The organism is Bradyrhizobium sp. NBAIM08, assembly GCF_020193935.1.
Taxonomy (GTDB): domain Bacteria; phylum Pseudomonadota; class Alphaproteobacteria; order Rhizobiales; family Xanthobacteraceae; genus Bradyrhizobium; species Bradyrhizobium yuanmingense.
Genome location: NZ_JADYVR010000001.1, coordinates 758,805 through 776,554, shown reverse-complemented (window position 1 = coordinate 776,554; position 17,750 = coordinate 758,805). Strand labels below are relative to the sequence as shown.

Genomic DNA, 17,750 nt, shown 5'->3' with positions numbered 1-17,750 from the left:
AGTAGACAGGTGCTACAGGCGCAATCTGCGCCTGCCGGGCAGGCGACGTTTGGAATGCAGTTCTTGAAATATGACGGCAGGCTCATCGGGGTCCTGCTGATGCTCGCCACCACGCAGCTGGTCGGATGGGGCACGATCGGGCTTCCCGCCATCGTCGGGCGCGATCTCGCCGCCGATCTCGGCATGAGCCTGCCGGCGGTGTTCGCCGGCACGTCCGTTCTCTACGTCTCGATGGGGCTGTGCGGTCCGTTGCTCGCCAAGTCGTTTGCGCGGCATGGCGCGCGGACGGTGATGATGGTCGGCACAATCGTCACGGCGCCAGGCTTCGTGCTGCTGTCGCTGGCGCGCGAGCCGATGCTCTATTTCGCCGCGTGGATCGTGCTTGGCATCGCCGGCAGCGCCACGCTGTCGACCGGCGCCTATATCATGCTGAACGAGATCGCGGGGCGGCAGGCCAAGAACGCGATCGGCGCGCTGATGCTGGTGACGGGCCTGTCCAGCAGCATCTTCTGGCCGACGACCTCGTTCCTGAGCGGTCACCTCGGCTGGCGGGGGACGTGCCTGGTCTACGCCGCGATGATGCTCCTCGTCAGCCTCCCGCTCTATGCGTTCGGCGCGCCGCGCCGAAAGATCGCCCAGGACGAGGGCACCGCGCCGGCGAAGCGGTCGCCGCCGCCTGCCATTGCACGGAGCACGTTCGGCCTCGTCGTCGCCGCGATCACGCTGAACGCCTTCGTCAATTTCGGCGTCAGTGCGATCCTGATCGAGCTGTTGCGGGCGGAGGGGCTGGCGCCGGCTCAGGCGCTGGTGTTCGGCTCGATGCTGGGCGTGATCCAGGTCAGCGCCCGCGGGCTGGATTTTCTCGGCGGCGGACGATGGGACGGCATCACGACCGGGCTCGTCGCGGGCAGCGCATTGCCGGTCGCCATGCTGCTGCTGATGTCGAGCGAGGGCGCCACGTGGGCGGTCGCGGTCTTCATCCTGCTCTATGGCGCCGGCAGCGGCGCAATGGCGGTGGCGCGGGCGACCATCCCGCTGGTGTTCTATGACCAGGCCGAGTTCGCCAAGGCGATGTCGATGATCTCGCTGCCGCTCAACCTCGCCTCCGCGATCTCACCGCCGCTGCTCGCGGGCCTGCTGACGGAGTTCGGCAGCCGTGCTGCGCTCGGTCTCACGCTGGTGTTCTCCTGCGCGACGGTGCTGATCCTCGTTCTGCTCGCTCGCCGCCGGCCGCGACAGCCGGCGGTCGTGACCTGAGCCGATCACGCAATATTCGCGGCGCGGAAAGTTTGCGGACGGCGATCACCTCCGGCCCGGCAGGAGATAGCCGTATGCCGCCAGTGCAGTGCTCAGCGTGCGAAAATGGTGGTATCGGCAGGGAGCGCAGCCTCGCGATCCCGCCGCCGCGCCAAGGTTAGTTCCCCGGAGGAAATCGACATGTCGGCCCTGCCGCTCTCAGGCATCAAGATCCTTGACCTCACCCGCGTGCTGGCCGGGCCGCTGTCGGCCCAGATGCTGGGCGATCTCGGCGCGGAGGTGATCAAGATCGAGCGGCCGGGCACCGGCGACGACGCGCGCGCTTTCGGTCCGCCTTACCTCGCCGACCCCGAGGGCAAGGCCAACAACAACAATTCGTTCTATCTCTGTGCCAACCGCAACAAGAAGTCGGTCACCGTCAACATCGCCAAGCCCGAAGGGCAGGCGATCGTCCGCGAGCTCGCCAAGGACGCCGACGTCTTCATGGAGAACTACAAGGTCGGCGATCTCAAGCGCTACGGTCTCGACTACGAGACCATCAAGGCGATCAATCCCCGCATCATCTATTGCTCGGTGACCGGCTTCGGCCAGACCGGACCTTACGCGCCGCGCGCCGGCTACGACGCCATCCTGCAGGCGATGGGCGGCCTGATGAGCGTCACCGGCCATATCGACGGCGAGCCCGGCGAGGGCCCGATGAAGGTCGGCCCCTCGATCGTCGACTACATGACCGGCATGAACGCCTCGATCGGCATTCTCTCGGCGCTCTACCATCGCGATGCCAATGGCGGGCAGGGACAGCACATCGACGTCTGTCTGTTCGATACCGTGATCGCATCGCTGTCGCACTGGCTCCAAATTTACCTTGTCAACGGCAAGACGCCGCCGCGCCGCGGCACCTGGGGCAATGGCGGCATGCCCGCCGGCGTGTTCCGCTGCGCCGACGGCGAGCTGATGCTGGTGGTCGGCAATGACGGCCAGTTTCAGCGCACCTGCGCCGTGCTCGGCGAGCCCGAGCTCGCGAACGATCCGCGCTTCGTCAAGAACAACGACCGCGTCGTGCACGGCAGGGAGATCATGGCGATCTTCGCCGGCCTGTTCCTGAAGCAAAAGGTAGCCTACTGGCTGGAGAAGCTGGAGGAGGCGGGGGTGCCCTCAGGGCCGATCAACAATTTCGAGCAGGTGTTCTCCGACCCGCACGTCCAGTCGCGCGGCATGCGCGTGAAGGTCAACCATCCCTTCGAGCCCGATCTGTCGCTGGTCCGCAACGCGCTGACGCTCTCGGAGACACCGATCAAGGACTACCGCGCCCCGCCGCTTCTGGGCGAGCACACCCAGGAGGTCCTCGGCGGCAAGCTCGGCTATGATGCCGGCAAGATCGAGCAGCTGAAGCAGCAGGGGATTATCTGACGCTCTGTTCCGCGCCTGGGGCCAAGAGGCCGGGATTCATGCGCAGCGCGACTATATTGTGACAGCCGTGGACGCGCGCGCCATGCCGGGGCTTGCGTGAAGCTTGCCCGCAATCCCCAAGTAATCCCGGTCCGTAGTCGCACAGGCTTCCGCTTTGCCTCCGACTCTGATTCGATCTCTCCACTTGAGTTCGGGGAGGGAAGTGAATGTCCTACACGATCGGGTTCCAGGCCAAGGACCAGAAGGCCATTCTGGCGACCGAGGCGGCCACCGCCAATCAGGCCGTCGCCATCATTGCCGCGCTGCGGCAGAGCGCTGACGAGATCAAGTTCATCCGCTCGCCGCAGGAAGGCGAGATGGGCATCGAGATGCTGCTGTTGCTCGCCAAGGAAGAGGCCGAGGAGATGCCGCAGCGGGCGTAGTCCCGCCCAGCATTCTCCGATCAGATCTGCATCGCCCGTTGTGAGGCGCTTACTTCACCTCGCCCCGCTTGCGGGGAGAGGTCGGATCGCTCTTGCGATCCGGGTGAGGGGGTACAGGTCTCCCGAAGACCGCACGTGTGGAGAGAGGCCCCTCACCCCAACCCTCTCAGCGCGAGCAAAGCTCGTCGCGGCTCCGTAAGAACGGGGCGAGGGAGCGCACCGCGAATGCAGCTTCCAGCTCCGTACCGTCAACGCCCATCCGCGCTAACGCGCCGCCACCTTTGAAGAGACCTTCGGCTCCATCCGTCCCGCCGTCAGCGCCATCGTCGCCACGCTGACGACGCGCGTGACCACATCCTCGACGTCGTCGAGGTCGCATTTGCCCTCCGAAAGCTTGGTCAGCCGCTCGCTCTCACGGATGGTGTGATGCGCCATGGCGAGCGCGAAGTTGAGGCCCCAATAGATATCGACGTCACTGCGGTCGGGCAGGGACCGCCGCATCGCGCCGACGAATTTGCGCAAATGGTCGATCTCGCGGTTTTTGATGCGCCGGATCGGCGGCACGGATTCGATCGAGGCGCGGATCATGAAGCGCGCCGCGGTCGAGCGTTGGTTCTCCGGCCCCAGGCAGCCGCGCAAGGTCGGCCCGACCAACGCGCGCAGGATGACCTCGATCGGCGCGCGGCCGCCGCCTTGCTCCTCCGCCGCCTTCAACTCGTGCAGGCGCTCGCGGTTGGTGGCGATCGAGCGTGTGACGAATAGTTCCGCGATCAGCTCGTCCTTTGAGCCGAAATGATAGTTCACCGCGGCGAGGTTGACGCCCGCCTCCGCGACGATGTCGCGCAGCGTCACGTCGCCGAAGCCGCGATCGGCATAGAGCCGCTCGGCGGCGGCGAGAATGGCAGACCTCGTATGATCGCTGGCCATGGATGCCCTCGGGGAGGGGAGTTGCAATTCAAACAGTTGTATGAAACTATCGTTTGAAGGTCGGGAAAAGTCAATCCGCAATCGGGACTCGTTCGCAACTGCAGCCGGGTTTCGACAGGTCCGCAAGGACGCGCATTCGCGCTTGCGGGCCGCGCAAAGCGGGAGGACAGTCCGGCGCAAAAGGACCAGTGAGAGAGAGGAGCGTCGCATGGACTTCGATATGTCGCCCAAGCAAAAGGAATGGCTCGACCGCGTGCGGTCCTTCATGGCCAAGCACGTGCGCCCGGCGGTGCCGATCTACGATCAGCAGGACAAGAGCGGCGACCGCTGGAAGGTGATCCCTGTTCTCGAGGACCTCAAGAAGAAGGCGAAGGCCGAAGGCCTCTGGAACATGTTCATGCCGCCGAGCGAGCATGAGGACGATGAATTCCGCGGCGCGGGACTGACCAATCTCGAATACGCGCTTTTGTCGGAAGAAATGGGCCGCATCACCTGGGCCTCGGAAGTGTTCAATTGTTCCGCGCCCGACACCGGCAACATGGAAGTGTTCATCCGCTACGGCACCAAGGAGCAGAAGCGGAAATGGCTGCGGCCGCTGATGGACGGTGAGATCCGCTCCGCCTTCCTGATGACGGAGCCGGCGGTGGCCTCGTCCGACGCCACCAACATCGAGACCCGCATCGAGCGCGACGGCGACCATTACGTCATCAACGGCCGCAAATGGTGGTCGTCCGGCGTCGGCGATCCCCGCTGCAAGATCGCGATCCTGATGGGCAAGACCGATTTCAAGGCGGCCAAGCACCAGCAGCAGTCGCAGATCCTGGTTCCGCTCGACACGCCAGGCATCAAGGTCGAGAAGATGCTGCCGGTGTTCGGCTTCGACGACGCCCCGCACGGCCATGCCCAGGTGCTGCTCGAGAACGTGCGCGTGCCGAAGGAGAACATCCTGCTCGGCGAAGGCCGCGGCTTCGAGATCGCGCAGGGCCGCCTCGGCCCAGGCCGTATCCATCACTGCATGCGAACCATCGGCAAGGCCGAGGAGGCGCTGGAGAAAATGGTGAAGCGGCTTGCCTCGCGCACCGCGTTCGGCAAGAAAATCGTCGAGCACAGCGTGTGGGAGCAGCGCATCGGCGAGGCCCGCACCAACATCGAGATGACGCGTCTTCTGTGTCTCAAGGCGGCCGACATGATGGATAAGGTCGGCAACAAGACCGCGCAGGCCGAGATCGCCATGATCAAGGTCGCCGCGCCCAACATGGCGCTGAAGATCATCGACGAGGCGATCCAGGCCTTCGGCGGTGCGGGCGTCTCGGACGAAGCCGGCCTTGCCAAGGACTATGCGCACATCCGCACGCTCCGCCTCGCCGACGGCCCGGACGAGGTGCACAACCGCGCCATTGCCAGGCTCGAACTTCGGAAGTATGCAAACTCTCCCAATCACTAAGCGGGGGAGCCCTGCGGCGCTCCCGACTTGAAGAAACGACGGGACATGATCCAATTGCGGTAACCGCTTGACGCAAGTGCGTTAGCGGTTACCGATTAGGATCATGTTCGGACTGAAGAGGGAGCGTGACCGTGGCTGACGGCGTCAGGAAAGACGAGGAGTTTTCGGGCACCAAGCCGGTCGAGGAGCGGCATCGCTTCGACGAGATGCGGCTCGAGGCCTGGATGCGCGAGCACGTCGAAGGCTTCGAAGGCCCGCTTGTGGTGCTGCAGTTCAAGGGCGGGCAGTCCAACCCGACCTATCGCCTCAACACACCGAACCGCTCCTACGTGATGCGCCGCAAGCCATTCGGCAAGCTGCTGCCCTCGGCGCATGCAGTCGACCGCGAGTATCGCGTCATCGCGGCGCTTGGCAAGCAGGGCTTTCCGGTCGCGCGCGCCTATGCGCTGTGCCAGGACGACGGCGTCATCGGCGCGGCCTTCTACATCATGTCGATGGAGGAGGGGCGCGTGTTCTGGGATCCGACGCTGCCGAGCCAGGACAACGATGCACGCCGAAAGATCTTCACCAGCAAGATCGAGACGCTGGCCAAGCTCCACATGTTCGACCCTGTTGCCATCGGGCTCGGCGATTTCGGCAAGCCCGGCAACTACTTTGCCCGCCAGATCGACCGCTGGACCAAGCAATATCGCGCCTCCGAGACCCAGCACATCCCCGAATTCGAGAAAGTCGCCGAATGGCTGCCGAAGACGGTGCCGGAGCAGGCGCGCGTCTCCATCGTCCATGGCGACTATCGCCTCGACAACATGATTTTCCACGCGACGGAACCGCGCGTGCAGGCGGTGCTGGACTGGGAGCTGTCGACGCTCGGCGATCCCATGGCCGATTTCACCTATCTCTTGATGCAATGGATCATGCCGGGCCTCGACGGTGCCGACCTCAAGGCGCTCAATATCCCGAGCCTCGAAGAGGCCGCGCAGATCTATTGCAACGTCACAGAGATGACGGTGCCCGATCTCAACTGGTACTTCGCCTACAATTTGTTCCGTCTCGCCGGCATCACCCAGGGCATCGCCGGCCGCGTCCGCGACGGCACTGCCGCCAACGCCAAGGCGCTCGAATCCGCCAAGCGCACCGTGCCGCTGTCGAAGGCTTCCTGGGAATACGCGCAGAAGGCGGGGGCGGTGTAGGAAGAACAAAGGCGCGGCTGATGGCCGCGCCCTTTTTTGTTTTGGTAAGGCGCTGCTCCACACGCGCCGTCATTGCGAGCGCAGCGAAGCAATCCAGATTCTTTCCGCGGTGGCCCCCTGGATTGCTTCGCTGCGCTCGCAATGACGAGGAGGCGGAATCCAAGACTCGCAATTCACACCGCGCAAGTGCCTTTCGCAGCGACCGAGTCCTTGTATCCCTTTGCCCAATCCGCCCCGGGAGACCCGCGCATGATCGACCACACTACCCTCATCACCTACGTCCTCATCGTGCTCGGTTTCGTCTTCATCCCGGGACCAGCGACGCTGCTCACGATGGCGCGGGCGGCAAGCTCGGGAACGAAGGTCGGCATCGCCACGGGTGCGGGAATCGCCGCTGGAGACCTGGTACATACGGGGATGGCGATTGTCGGACTCTCGGCGATCATCGCGACCTCGGCGCTGCTGTTCAGTATCGTCAAATATGCCGGCGCTGGCTTCCTGATCTATCTCGGCATTCGGGCCATGCTGGACAAGGCGCCGATCGCGCTGAACGGCGGCGCCCCTCCGATCGGCGCGGGCCGTGCCTTTCGCGAGGCCGTGCTGACCGAGGTGCTCAATCCCAAGACCGCACTGTTCTTCCTGGCGTTCCTGCCACAATTCGTGAAGCCGGAGCACGGCGCGCCTGCACTTCAGCTTGCCGTTCTCGGTGTCGTCTTCGTGCTGCTCGGTCTCGTCAGCACTGTCGTGTTCGCCGTCGGCGCGGGTCGTCTCGGCAACCTACTGCGCCGCCATCCGGCGGTGGTGAAGTGGCAGGGCAAGGTGGTCGGGACGATCTACTGTGCCGTCGGTTTGCGGCTGGCGCTGCAGGAGCGGTGAGCCCGCAGTGGATGAGTACAGCGATATCCGGGCAGGAGGTTCCTACACGCCCGTCATTGCGAGCGAAGCGAAGCAATCCAGAAATCCTTCCGCGGTCGCAGTCTGGATTGCTTCGTCGCTTTGCTCCTCGCAATGACGAGCTACCCCTTCGCACAATGCGCGATCAGCCGCTCCACGAACCCCGCGCATTTCTCCAGCTCCGCCATCTCCACGAACTCATCAGGCGTATGCGCTTGTGCGATCGAGCCCGGGCCGATCACCACGGAGGGAATGTCGGCGATGTCGGCGAACAAGCTCGCCTCGGTGCCGAACGCGACCTTGGCGTGGTCGTTGCGTCCTGCGAGGCTCTTGGCCAGCGTGACGATGGCGGCGTCGGCGGCGGTGTCGAGCGCGGGATAGTCGAGGATCTCCTCGAAATCGATGCCGCAATCGGGATGTCTCGCCTTCATCGCCGGCTCAATCTCGGCCTTGGCCCAGGCGACGATCGCATCGGTCACCTCCTTGGACTCGGTGATCCCGATGCCGCGGCATTCGAAATCCACGGTGCAGGTATCAGGCACGATGTTCAGCGCTGCGCCGCCGTGCACGATGCTGGTGAGCAGCGTCGAATGCGGGACGTCGTAGAGGCTGTCCGTCAACCGCACGGCCGCCAGCGCCACTGCGCGGCGGCGGATCTCGACGATCAGCTCGGCGGCATATTCGATCGCATTGACGCCGTCGGGCGCGATCGAGGAATGACGTGCAAGCCCGTGGAATGTGGCGCGCACGCCGTGCTTGCCCTTGTGGCCGATGATGACCTGCATCTGGGTGGGCTCGCCGATGAATGCGCCGAGCGGCCGGACCCTCTTCTTCGCGACCTCGTGCAGCATCGGCCGCACGCCGACGCAGCCGATCTCCTCGTCATAGGAGATCGCCAGATGAATCGGCGTCTTGAGTCTCGCCTCCACCATCTCCGGCACCATGGCGAGGCACACCGCCACATAGCCCTTCATGTCCGTGGTGCCGCGGCCGTACAGCTTGCCGTCACGCTCCACCAGCTTGAACGGATCATGGCTCCAGTCCTGGCCCACGACAGGCACCACATCGGTATGGCCCGACAGCACGAAGCCCGGCCGATCCTCCGGCCCGATCGTGACCCAGAGCGAAGCCTTCTCGCCGGTCTCGTCGACGATGCGCTCACCCTTGAGGCCGAACGCGGCGAGATAGCTCTCGATATGGGCAATCAGGGGCAGGTTGGTGCGGTCGCTGACGGTGTCGAACGAGACGAGGTCGGCGAGGAGTTTTCGGATACGGTCGGGTCTTGAGCTTGGCATTGTCTCGGTCTTGTCAGGGAATGGAGGCTGAGTTGCCTGCAGGAACCATACCAACGTGAGCCCCGGTCGAGCAAATCAACACAGCCCCGCAGCCCGGATGCTGCCCACCACACGACCGTCATTGCGAGCGCAGCGAAGCAATCCATAGTCTTTCCGCGGAGGGATTCTGGATTGCTTCGCTGCGCTCGCAATGACGGGTTGAGGCAGCTGTGTACCTGAAACTCACGTCTCGTGGCCCGGACGCTGCGCAGCGTCTCCCCGGCGATGCGAAGCATCGTCCGGTTCGACGATGCGCTGCAGAGCCGGGGCCCGTGCAGCAGCGAGCGACGTAGCCTGCTGGGTCCCGGCTCTGCGCCGCACCGCTTGCGCGCTGCGTCGCGTCCGGGACACGACCTGCGAACTAAACCGGCTTGCCCGTATACGGCATCGATGCCGTCAAGCCGCCGTCGACCGGGAACGCCTGGCCGTTCACATACGAAGCCTCGTCGCTCGCCAGGAACAGTCCCATCGCCGCGAGCTCGTGCGGCTGTCCCGGCCGCTTGAGCGGGTTGAGCTGGCCGATCTTGTCTTGGGTGCCGCGCTCCTTGGCGCGGTCGAAGATCGGCTTGGTCATGCCTGTTTCGATCAGGCCGGGGCAGACCGCATTGATGCGCACGCCGGTGCCGGTGAGCGAATACGCCGTGGTCTGCACCAGGCTGATCACGCCGGCCTTGCTCGCGGCATAGGGATGCCCGCTCGCGCCGGCCTTGAGGCCGGCGACAGAGGCGGTCAGCACGATCGCGCCGGACTGCTGCTTGACCATGTGCGGCATTGCGTACTTCACCGCGAGGAACGGCCCGATCAGGTTGACGCGCAGGATTTCCTGCCAATGCTCGACGGTCTGCTCGGCGAGCGGAACGAGTCCGCCGGAGACGCCGGCATTGGCCCAGATCACGTCGAGCCGGCCGTGCGTCTTCACCGCCTTGTCGATCACAGCGATGACGTCTCGTTCGGAACCGGCATCCGCAACCATCGCTTCCGCGACGCCGCCGGCCTTCTTGATCTCCTCGACCGTCTCCTTCACCGCCTCGGTGCGATCGACCGCGATCAACTTGCCGCCCTCCTTGGTGAACAGCAGCGCAGCCGCGCGGCCGATGCCGCTGCCGGCGCCGGTGATGATGACGGATTTGCCTTGCAGGCGACCCATGCGTTTCTCCCTTTTGCTCGTGCACGACGCTTGCCGCGCGACGGAATTTCAAACAAGATTTCAAACGGCAAAGTGTCTTGAGACGCGTTCACTACTCACGTACAGCGACAATAGACGGGATGGAAGGGTTTCGATGGCAGGTGCAGACAAGCCGAACGTGGTCATCACGCGGTGGTGGTGGGTCCGTCACGCGCCGGTGCGCAACGACGGCGGCAACATCTACGGGCAGAGCGACATCGCCTGCGATACCAGCGATACTTATGTGTTCAATGCTGTTGCCAAGGTGCTGCCACGCCAGGCGGTCTGGTATTCGAGCAATCTGATGCGCACCCATCAGACCGCCGAGGCGATCTGGGCTGCGGGTTTTCCAAGGCCGGCAGCGCTGAAATGGGAGGCGGATCTCGCCGAGCAGAACCTCGGCCGCTGGCAGGGCATGAACCGCGCCCAGTTCATTGCCAACCGCCCCGTCGGTGCGAGCTGGTTCGCCGACATCAACGAGCCCGCGCCCGGCGGTGAAAGCTTCATGGACCTGTACAACCGCACGCGCCGCACCATCGAGCGGATCAACGCCGAGGCGGCCGGGAAGGACATCATCGCAGTCGCGCATGGCGGCACTATCAGGGCGGCAGTGGGGTTCGCGCTCGGCGGGCAGCCGGAACGCGGGCTGTCGTTCGACATCGACAATTGCTCGGTGACGCGGCTGGATTATTTTGCGAGTCCCGATCGCACGGTCTGGCGGCTGCCGATGGTCAATCAGCAGCCTTGGATCGCCGATCCAGCGCACGCGGCGATGCATCAGCCGGCGGGACCGGAAGTCAAGAAGCTGGCCTGATAATGAATACGAAAATCAAATCTGGGAGAGAAACATGACCTTGTTCGACATGAAGGGGAAAGTCGCCGTCATCACGGGCTCGACGCGCGGCATCGGGCTTGCGATCGCCGAGCGCATGGCCGAGCACGGCGCCAAGGTGGTGATCTCCTCGCGCAAGGCCGACGTGTGCGAGCAGGTGGCGAAAGGCATCAACGACAGATTCGGCAAGGGCACCGCGGTCGCGGTCGCCGCCAACATCTCCTCGAAAGAGAATCTGCAGAACCTCGTCGACGAGAGCAACCGCGCCTTCGGCAAGATCGACGTGCTGGTCTGCAACGCCGCATCGAATCCGTATTACGGCCCGCTCGCCGGCATCTCCGACGATCAGTTCAGGAAGATCCTCGACAACAACATCGTCGCCAACAATTGGCTGATCTCGATGGTGGTGCCGCAGATGATCGAGCGCAAGGACGGATCGATCATCATCGTCTCCTCGATCGGCGGCCTCAAGGGCTCGACCATCCTCGGCGCTTACGCCATCTCGAAAGCCGCCGACATGCAGCTCGCGCGCAATCTCGCCTGCGAATACGGCCAGCACAACATTCGCGTGAACTGCATCGCGCCGGGCCTGATCAAGACCGATTTCGCCAAGGCGCTGTGGGACAATCCGGAGAACCTGAAAGCCTCGACCTCGCGCTCGCCGCTGTTGCGCATCGGCATCCCCGACGAGATCGCCGGCGCTGCCGTGTTCCTGGGCTCGAAGGCCGGCGACTTCATGACCGGCCAGACCATGGTGATCGACGGCGGCGCGACGATCAGTTGATGCGTTTGTCGGAAGGGAAAGGGCACGTAGTCCACCCATACACAGCGGTCATCGCCCGCGAAGGCGGACGATCCAGTACCCGCAGCCGCAGTTGTGTGAACGAATGACCGCCGCGGCGTACTGGATGCCCCGCCTTCGCGGGGGCATGACAGTGCGGATGATGATACGGCGTCGCGCGTAAGCGCAGGGCCTCACTCCACCGCCGCGTAAACCAGATCTCGCACCAGGGTCCGCGTGTGGTCGCGCTGTCCCGGCCCCTGGCTCATGAACACTGCGAACAGATCCTCCTTCGGATCGATCCAGAAGAACGTGCCGGCAATGCCGCTCCAGAAATACTGGCCGACGCTGCCTGGGAAGGGCGCGATGCCGGCCTCGCGGCGCACGGCAAAGCCGAGGCCGAAGCCATGACCCGGCGATAGCAGCGTGCCGTTGGTCGGCACGCCTGGCCCGAGGTGATCGGAGGCCATCAGCTCCAGGGTCTTGCGGCCGATGATCCTGTTGCCGTCGAGCGTGCCGCCATTGCGCAGCATGAGGCAGAAGCGGGCGTAGTCCATCGTGGTAGAGACCAGGCCGCCGCCGCCGGACTCCATCACGGGCTGCTCGAGCATGTTGAACAGCGCGACCTTGTCGCCGGTCCACGGGTCGGCCGCGAACGGCTCGGCAAGGCGGCCGGCATTGGCTTGGCTTGTCGAGAAGCCGGTTTCGGCCATCTGGAGCGGCGCAAGCACGCGCTCGGTAAGGAACGCGCCGAGCGATTTGCCGCTGACGACTTCGATGATGCGGCCCAAAATATCTGTGGAGCGGCTGTAGTTGAACTCCGCGCCGGGCTGGCAGACGAGCGGGAAGCTCGCCACCAGCGCGGCATGTTCGGCGTTGGTGATCTTGCGGCTGCGGACGCGGGACTCCTGGTAGAGCTTGTGCACGGGGCCGTCGCCCTGGTGCTCGTAGGTGAGGCCGGAGGTGTGGCGGAGCAGGTCCTGCACGGTCATGGGCCGCGCCGGCGGTACCAGCTCCAACCGGCCGTCCTTGACGGCGCCGACCTGCTGGCTCGCGAACTCCGGTATGAACTTTGCGACGGCATCGCTGAGCAGGAGCTGTCCGTCCTCGACCAACGTCATGATGCCGACCGAGACGATCGGCTTGGTCATCGAGAAGATGCGGAAGATCGAATCGCGCGCCATGGGCGCCGCGCCTGCCGGGCTCTGCTTGCCGAGCGCCTCGAACCAGCCGATTTGGCCGCGCCTCGCCACCAGCACGGTGACCCCGGGAACGGTTCCCTTGTCGATTTCGCGCTTGAAGGTGTCCGACATGGCCTGGAGCCGCGGCCGCGACAGCCCGAGCGTCTCTGGGCGCGCTTCCGGCAAAGCTGGGGTGTGGGGCGCGTTTGCGGCCTGCGGGGCGGCAGTGGCGGTCGCTGTAGCGGTCATGGGCACTCCCGATTGTTTTTCGTTATGGCCGATGGACTGTGGCCCAGAACCCCCGGCACAAACAAGCGAAGCCGGCGCGGTTCACCCTTGCAAACCGGCCGCTCTCTGTGCTTGAAAGCGCCCCTGATCCGCGGCGACGCGGGTTCGTAGGAGTGTAGCTCAATTGGTAGAGCACCGGTCTCCAAAACCGGGGGTCGCAGGTTCGAGCCCTGCCACTCCTGCCAGCCAAATCAATCACTTAGACTAGATTGCGGCGGGAGGGCGTCCCGCGCGCGCCCGTGCTCTCGCAGCCGCTGTGCTGGAGGTGCCGTGTCGTGGTCCGGCGAGGCCTAGCGCGCCGGGGTCCGTTCCGCGTCGGCGGGAATCTGCCTGAGGTTGACGTTCCGGATGGGAACGCGGCGCAGCAGGGAAAGGATGGTCCCGCCGAGCTCGAGATAGGTGCGCAGCCGCAGCGCGCGCGACGAGCCCTTCAGCTCCGCGTTCAGGCTCACCGGAACCTGGACGTAGGTGAGGCCGAGCTGGAGCAGGGAGATCAGCGCACAGATCTGGTAGCCGTAGCCGTCGGCCTTGACCGCGATCTGGCGCAGCCATTTCACGGGATAGACGATCATGCTGTGATAGTCGGACAGCCAGAAGCCGAACAGGCAGTTCAGGATGAACCGCAACGAATGCGACTGCAGCGAGCGGTTGACGGAGCGGTCCGACTGGTTGTCGCGATAGGTGATGACGAGGTCGGCGGCGCCCGCCGCTTTGAACATCCGGGCAACACCCTCGTTCTGGAAGGCGTGATCGCCGGGGATGAGCGTGATGGCATCGAATTTCGCGCGCGACAGCGCATATTCGAAGCCGGCACCGACACCCCGCGGTTCGGCATTGTGATGCACGATGATGCGCGGCTCGCCGGCTGCGAACTCGTCCATGATCGCGCCGGTGGCATCGGTGCTGCCGTCGTCGATCAGGAAGATCTCGAAATCGTCGAGCAGGTCGCGGGCGAGCGGCAGCACGCCGTCGATCGTGTCGGCGATCTTGTCCTGCTCGTTCAGTGCAGGAATGACGATCGTAAGCCTTTTTGCCGCCCTGGAAGGTGTCATTGTATGCGCCCGTTGGCGGGGCCACTCTGTCCCGGTGACCCCATGCAAGTCTAGGTCATCTGAACCGGGCGAACAATGCGGCTCGCCGGTATGCCCACAAGACCGGCGCGAAACCTATGATGTGTGTGTTCCGCGCAACTAGTCGGAAAAATCATAGAGGCTGGTGTCGCCAATGCCGAAGGCGCGGCGCAGCCGTCCGACGTGGCCTGCCATATTCCGGCCCGCCGCCGTCGCCGCGAAGTGCGAATCGGTCCGTTCCACCAAGCCGCCATCGACCAAGTTCCCAATTCGTCCGCGGAACAGATCTGGAACCTGCCCGTCAGCGATCTCCGATAGCGGTGCCCTGCGATCGGGGCGATCGACGAGGCTGAGCAGGATGCCCAGCGAAACCGATTTATACACGGCGCCAAAGGCGAACACGTAAGCCATGACGCAAAATCCGAAAATCGACGCGGCGTCCCAGTACTGAAGCTGCGGGACGAAGAGAATTCCGAGCATCACCCCGAGACCGTGCGAGACAACCGTGGCAATCGCCAGCAGGGTCACGGGTCCGAGCGGCCAAGCGCGTGCGCGGGCCATGAATTGCAGGGCAGGCGCCAGCAGGGCGAACACGGCGACGGCGGCAAGTCCGACAGCAAAGGACATCGACTCACCCAAGGCCTGTCGACAGACGAACGAGCTTGACGAGATGCGCTACCGCAACCCCCTTGGAGGTGGGGGCAAGCCGGCCGTCCGCCGTGATGACCATCCCGGCCCCGATCAGGAGCTTCAGGCGGTTGTGCGTGAAGGTGCCGAGATCTCCACCTTGCATGTAGGCTCTCGCCCATTGCTCCAGGGTGAGAGGATGTCCAGCCTGAACGAGTGCGGTGAGCAGCGTCAGCGTGAAGCCCCAGGCCAGCAGGCTGAACAGGATGTAGCAGAGCATCATTGCGGTCCCGAGCAGGAAGAGACCGCCAAGCACATCGCCGACGTGGCGCTGACCTGGAAGGGCGATACAGGCGACGGCGTAAAGGATGACGACGCTGATGCAGCCCAGCCGGAAGCGACGGCCGGCTCCGCCGGTGGCGGCGATGCGCGCGTAAAGCAGCAACAACAGTGGAAAGGCGAGGCTGACACCAATCGCAGCAGCTTGCGCCGGGCCCGGTAGCAGGTTCATTGCGGAAAATCGTCCCGGACGCCTCTCAGGCCAGTCAGAGCGAAAGTCTATAGGGGGTCGTATTTTTCAGGTCAAGGCAGCCCGGCGCCTTTGACTGGCGATTGTCACGCGGACTCGCGTGTGTCGCGATGGAAACGGCTGGCTGCGCAAACTTCCGCATCATGCGATGCCGTCAGCCCGCCGCTTGTAGACCATCTCCGCCAGTGAGATGTCGGTCACCGAGTCCGCGCCGGAGGCCAGGGGGGGGCGTCCCTCGGCGATATCGGAAACGAAGGCGTCGGCCTGGCGCCGAAATGCCCAGCTCTTTTCACCCGTCAGATGCGTGCTTTGACCATCGTGCTCGACGATGACCTCCGCCTCTTGCTCGGCAAAGGGCGGGGGCAGTTTCAAGGTCACCGCGCCGCGCTCGAAATCGATCGTCAGACCCTCGCGCCAGGCTCCCTCGGACCCGTTCACGAGATCCAGCGTACAAGCGATGCTGTCGAAGTCGAGGGTGATGCGCGCGGCTCCCGAAGTTTCGACGGAGCTGTCGGCGAGCGTTGGCGATGATCCGAGCAGGTAGCGCGTCAGATTGATGATATGGCTGAAGACGTTCAGAAAGTTGTCGTAGCCGGCCCGCATCGTGCTCGGCATCCAGTCGGGACCGTCCTTCCAGAGTTCGATCCCGTCCGGCCGTGTTTCGCCGGTCATCACGAAATTGTCGCGCGACCGGCCGGTGTCGCCGCCGAAGCACCAGCCCTTGGCGCGGACCACGCGTCCGAGCGATCGGTCGTTGCGCAAGCGCGTCAGCACATCGAGCGCGCGCGCCACACCGGCATCGTGACGCTTCATGTAGCCGACGCTGTAGACGAGGTTTCGCTGCCGCGCCGCTTCGACCAGCAACGTCGCCTGAGCCGTCGTATAGGCCATCGGTTTCTCCGACAGCACGTGGCGGCCGCTGTTCAACGCGTCCAGCACGATCGGACCGGTGGCTCGCCGCTTTGTCACGACCACGACAGCGGACACCGCAGCGTCCGCGAGCAGCTCCCGATGCGTGCCGTAGACCTGCGAGATGCCGAACTTCTGCGCTGCGGCGGCAGCGAGATCCGGCCGGAGATCGGCGATGGCGACGACGCGGCAGGCGGGATTGGCCACGAAATTGGCGAGGTGGCACATCTGGCCGACCATCCCCGTTCCGATGATGCCAATGCCTGGCCTCACTGGCTATGATCCCTTGAAGCGCTTCCGGATGACGAGGAAATGCGCCGGCTGTCCCCAGGTGTTGATGAATGCCGGATCTGTCTGGGTCAGGGCCGTGACCGCAGGCGCATCGCGTCGCCCGATCGCGGCGAAGATGCGGTGGAAACTGTCGAGCGTCGCAACGATGGTTTCGATGTCGGAAGCATCGTCCGCGAGAATGTCCGTCGTTCGGATCGCCTCGCGTAAGGACGCAAGGCTTGCGATCACGCGCGGCAGGCTCTCGCCGAAGGGGGCGTCGATCATCGCGTCGACGTCGAGAACCAGCGTCTCGATCGATGCCGAAATCGCCGCCACGGCATCGGCCTTGCCGACCAGGTAGAGCTTGCGTCCGCCGAGGAAGCTGAGGCGGCTGCGGTGGAGATGGCGCGCCGCACGCCGCAGCTTCTCGTCGGCGGAGAGAACCTTCTTGTGCCAGTAGACGTCCAGGCTGTCGCGATAGGCTGGCCACGCCGAATGGATGTCGAATCCCTGCTCATGCGCTGCCGTGCACAAGGCGGCTGCGTCGAGGAAGTACCGATGCCGGACGAACGGGTTCTCGAGCACGTCCATCAGCCAGGATTCGAAGCTGCGGGTGTGCGGAATGCTGTTCCATTTCGCGTCGAAAAGCGTCTTCGCGGTTTCGAGTGCGGGACGGCCTGACAAAGCCTTGCCGGCGGCATGGATTGCCTTGAGCGCGAGCTCGAAGAAGCCGCCATAGCGCTCGTAATAGGACACGACGGCGAAACCGTCCGGATTGAGCAGCCGATGGAAAACGCCGAGCCAATTTTCGGTCGGCTGCACGGTGTAAATGAAACCTTCGGCATCGATGATGTCGTAGCGGCGCTCGCTGCGAAATCCCTCGACATCGGCCAACGCGAGTTCGCGCAGGCGCTCGCTCAGGCCAAAATGCGCGAAATAGGCCTCAATTTTCGGATGCGCATGCCGGTTCGGTTCGGCGAGCGCCATGTTCGCGCCCCAGCCGGCAAACACCAGCGCATTCTCACCGGAATCTGGACCGAATTCGAGCAACTCCGCATCGCGGAACAGCCGCGGCGGCAGCACGAGCTTGTCTGAAAACAGCTCGCGCCGCTGGCTGGCATATGCATCGAGTTCGGCGGCCGATTTGAAATTCCCGAACGTCGGTAGGACGTCCTGACGTTCGTAGTAATTGAAGAGCTTCTCGTCAGCCATGCCGCGTC

The 17,750-nt window shown here is 64.4% G+C and carries 17 protein-coding genes and 1 tRNA gene; 9 read left to right on the top strand and 9 right to left on the bottom strand.

Annotated elements, in window-relative coordinates; genetic code table 11:
• The first annotated feature begins 54 nt into the window (after positions 1 to 54).
• From I6F37_RS03710 to I6F37_RS03700, 3 genes are all read left to right on the top strand, one after another.
• Positions 55 to 1,257, top strand: a complete 1,203-nt coding sequence (locus tag I6F37_RS03710; RefSeq protein ID WP_225113251.1) for an MFS transporter — start codon at positions 55 to 57, stop codon at positions 1,255 to 1,257.
• 180 nt (positions 1,258 to 1,437) lie between these two features.
• Entirely contained in the window at positions 1,438 to 2,667 is a 1,230-nt protein-coding gene (locus I6F37_RS03705) for a CaiB/BaiF CoA-transferase family protein (protein WP_225150250.1), read from the top strand.
• 206 nt (positions 2,668 to 2,873) lie between these two features.
• Entirely contained in the window at positions 2,874 to 3,089 is a 216-nt protein-coding gene (locus tag I6F37_RS03700; RefSeq protein ID WP_036010888.1) for a hypothetical protein, read from the top strand.
• Between the two features lie 264 nt (positions 3,090 to 3,353).
• Here the strand turns inward: I6F37_RS03700 and I6F37_RS03695 are convergent, their stop codons facing one another.
• Complete coding sequence (locus tag I6F37_RS03695) at positions 3,354 to 4,016, bottom strand: TetR/AcrR family transcriptional regulator (RefSeq protein WP_036027671.1); 663 nt, start codon at positions 4,014 to 4,016, stop codon at positions 3,354 to 3,356.
• Positions 4,017 to 4,224: 208 nt separating this feature from the next.
• Here I6F37_RS03695 and I6F37_RS03690 point away from each other — a divergent pair, with 208 nt between their 5' ends.
• The 3 genes from I6F37_RS03690 to I6F37_RS03680 all read left to right on the top strand — a co-directional run bounded on the left by I6F37_RS03690 (position 4,225) and on the right by I6F37_RS03680 (position 7,526).
• Entirely contained in the window at positions 4,225 to 5,460 is a 1,236-nt protein-coding gene (locus tag I6F37_RS03690; RefSeq protein WP_057029608.1) for an acyl-CoA dehydrogenase family protein, read from the top strand.
• 131 nt (positions 5,461 to 5,591) lie between these two features.
• Positions 5,592 to 6,650: a phosphotransferase family protein gene (locus I6F37_RS03685; protein ID WP_225150249.1), complete on the top strand. Its 1,059-nt coding sequence runs from the start codon at positions 5,592 to 5,594 to the stop codon at positions 6,648 to 6,650.
• 249 nt (positions 6,651 to 6,899) lie between these two features.
• Entirely contained in the window at positions 6,900 to 7,526 is a 627-nt protein-coding gene (locus I6F37_RS03680) for a LysE family translocator (RefSeq protein WP_225150248.1), read from the top strand.
• A gap of 140 nt (positions 7,527 to 7,666) precedes the next feature.
• Here the strand turns inward: I6F37_RS03680 and argE are convergent, their stop codons facing one another.
• Together argE and I6F37_RS03670 are read right to left on the bottom strand one after the other, a co-directional pair.
• The gene (argE, locus tag I6F37_RS03675; protein ID WP_225150247.1) at positions 7,667 to 8,839 is read right to left on the bottom strand and encodes an acetylornithine deacetylase; all 1,173 of its coding nucleotides are present in this window, start codon (positions 8,837 to 8,839) and stop codon (positions 7,667 to 7,669) included.
• A gap of 400 nt (positions 8,840 to 9,239) precedes the next feature.
• Positions 9,240 to 10,025, bottom strand: a complete 786-nt coding sequence (locus I6F37_RS03670) for an SDR family NAD(P)-dependent oxidoreductase (protein ID WP_036027664.1) — start codon at positions 10,023 to 10,025, stop codon at positions 9,240 to 9,242.
• Positions 10,026 to 10,158: 133 nt separating this feature from the next.
• Between I6F37_RS03670 and I6F37_RS03665 the strand changes: the two genes are divergently transcribed.
• Positions 10,159 to 10,857 carry a histidine phosphatase family protein gene (locus I6F37_RS03665; protein ID WP_225150245.1) on the top strand — a complete coding sequence of 233 codons (699 nt, stop codon included), beginning with the start codon at positions 10,159 to 10,161 and terminating at the stop codon, positions 10,855 to 10,857.
• Between the two features lie 34 nt (positions 10,858 to 10,891).
• Positions 10,892 to 11,659 (top strand): SDR family NAD(P)-dependent oxidoreductase, encoded by a 768-nt coding sequence (locus tag I6F37_RS03660; RefSeq protein ID WP_036010906.1) that lies wholly within the window; start codon positions 10,892 to 10,894, stop codon positions 11,657 to 11,659.
• Positions 11,660 to 11,850: 191 nt separating this feature from the next.
• On the opposite strand, the gene I6F37_RS03655 is transcribed toward I6F37_RS03660, so the two are convergent.
• Positions 11,851 to 13,086: a serine hydrolase gene (locus I6F37_RS03655; protein WP_225150243.1), complete on the bottom strand. Its 1,236-nt coding sequence runs from the start codon at positions 13,084 to 13,086 to the stop codon at positions 11,851 to 11,853.
• A 148-nt stretch (positions 13,087 to 13,234) separates the two neighbouring features.
• On the opposite strand from I6F37_RS03655, the gene I6F37_RS03650 reads away from it, so the two are divergent.
• Positions 13,235 to 13,310: transfer RNA gene (locus I6F37_RS03650), tRNA-Trp, on the top strand.
• Positions 13,311 to 13,415: 105 nt separating this feature from the next.
• On the opposite strand, the gene I6F37_RS03645 is transcribed toward I6F37_RS03650, so the two are convergent.
• The 5 genes from I6F37_RS03645 to I6F37_RS03625 all read right to left on the bottom strand — a co-directional run bounded on the left by I6F37_RS03645 (position 13,416) and on the right by I6F37_RS03625 (position 17,742).
• Positions 13,416 to 14,177, bottom strand: a complete 762-nt coding sequence (locus tag I6F37_RS03645) for a glycosyltransferase family 2 protein (protein ID WP_036010911.1) — start codon at positions 14,175 to 14,177, stop codon at positions 13,416 to 13,418.
• 138 nt (positions 14,178 to 14,315) lie between these two features.
• On the bottom strand, positions 14,316 to 14,822 hold the full coding sequence (locus tag I6F37_RS03640; protein ID WP_109143343.1) for a hypothetical protein: 507 nt from the start codon (positions 14,820 to 14,822) through the stop codon (positions 14,316 to 14,318).
• Between the two features lie 4 nt (positions 14,823 to 14,826).
• Positions 14,827 to 15,333: a hypothetical protein gene (locus I6F37_RS03635; protein ID WP_109143344.1), complete on the bottom strand. Its 507-nt coding sequence runs from the start codon at positions 15,331 to 15,333 to the stop codon at positions 14,827 to 14,829.
• A 159-nt stretch (positions 15,334 to 15,492) separates the two neighbouring features.
• Positions 15,493 to 16,533 carry a Gfo/Idh/MocA family protein gene (locus I6F37_RS03630; protein ID WP_225139863.1) on the bottom strand — a complete coding sequence of 347 codons (1,041 nt, stop codon included), beginning with the start codon at positions 16,531 to 16,533 and terminating at the stop codon, positions 15,493 to 15,495.
• A 3-nt stretch (positions 16,534 to 16,536) separates the two neighbouring features.
• Positions 16,537 to 17,742 (bottom strand): class I SAM-dependent methyltransferase, encoded by a 1,206-nt coding sequence (locus I6F37_RS03625; RefSeq protein ID WP_225139864.1) that lies wholly within the window; start codon positions 17,740 to 17,742, stop codon positions 16,537 to 16,539.
• Positions 17,743 to 17,750: the final 8 nt, after the last annotated feature.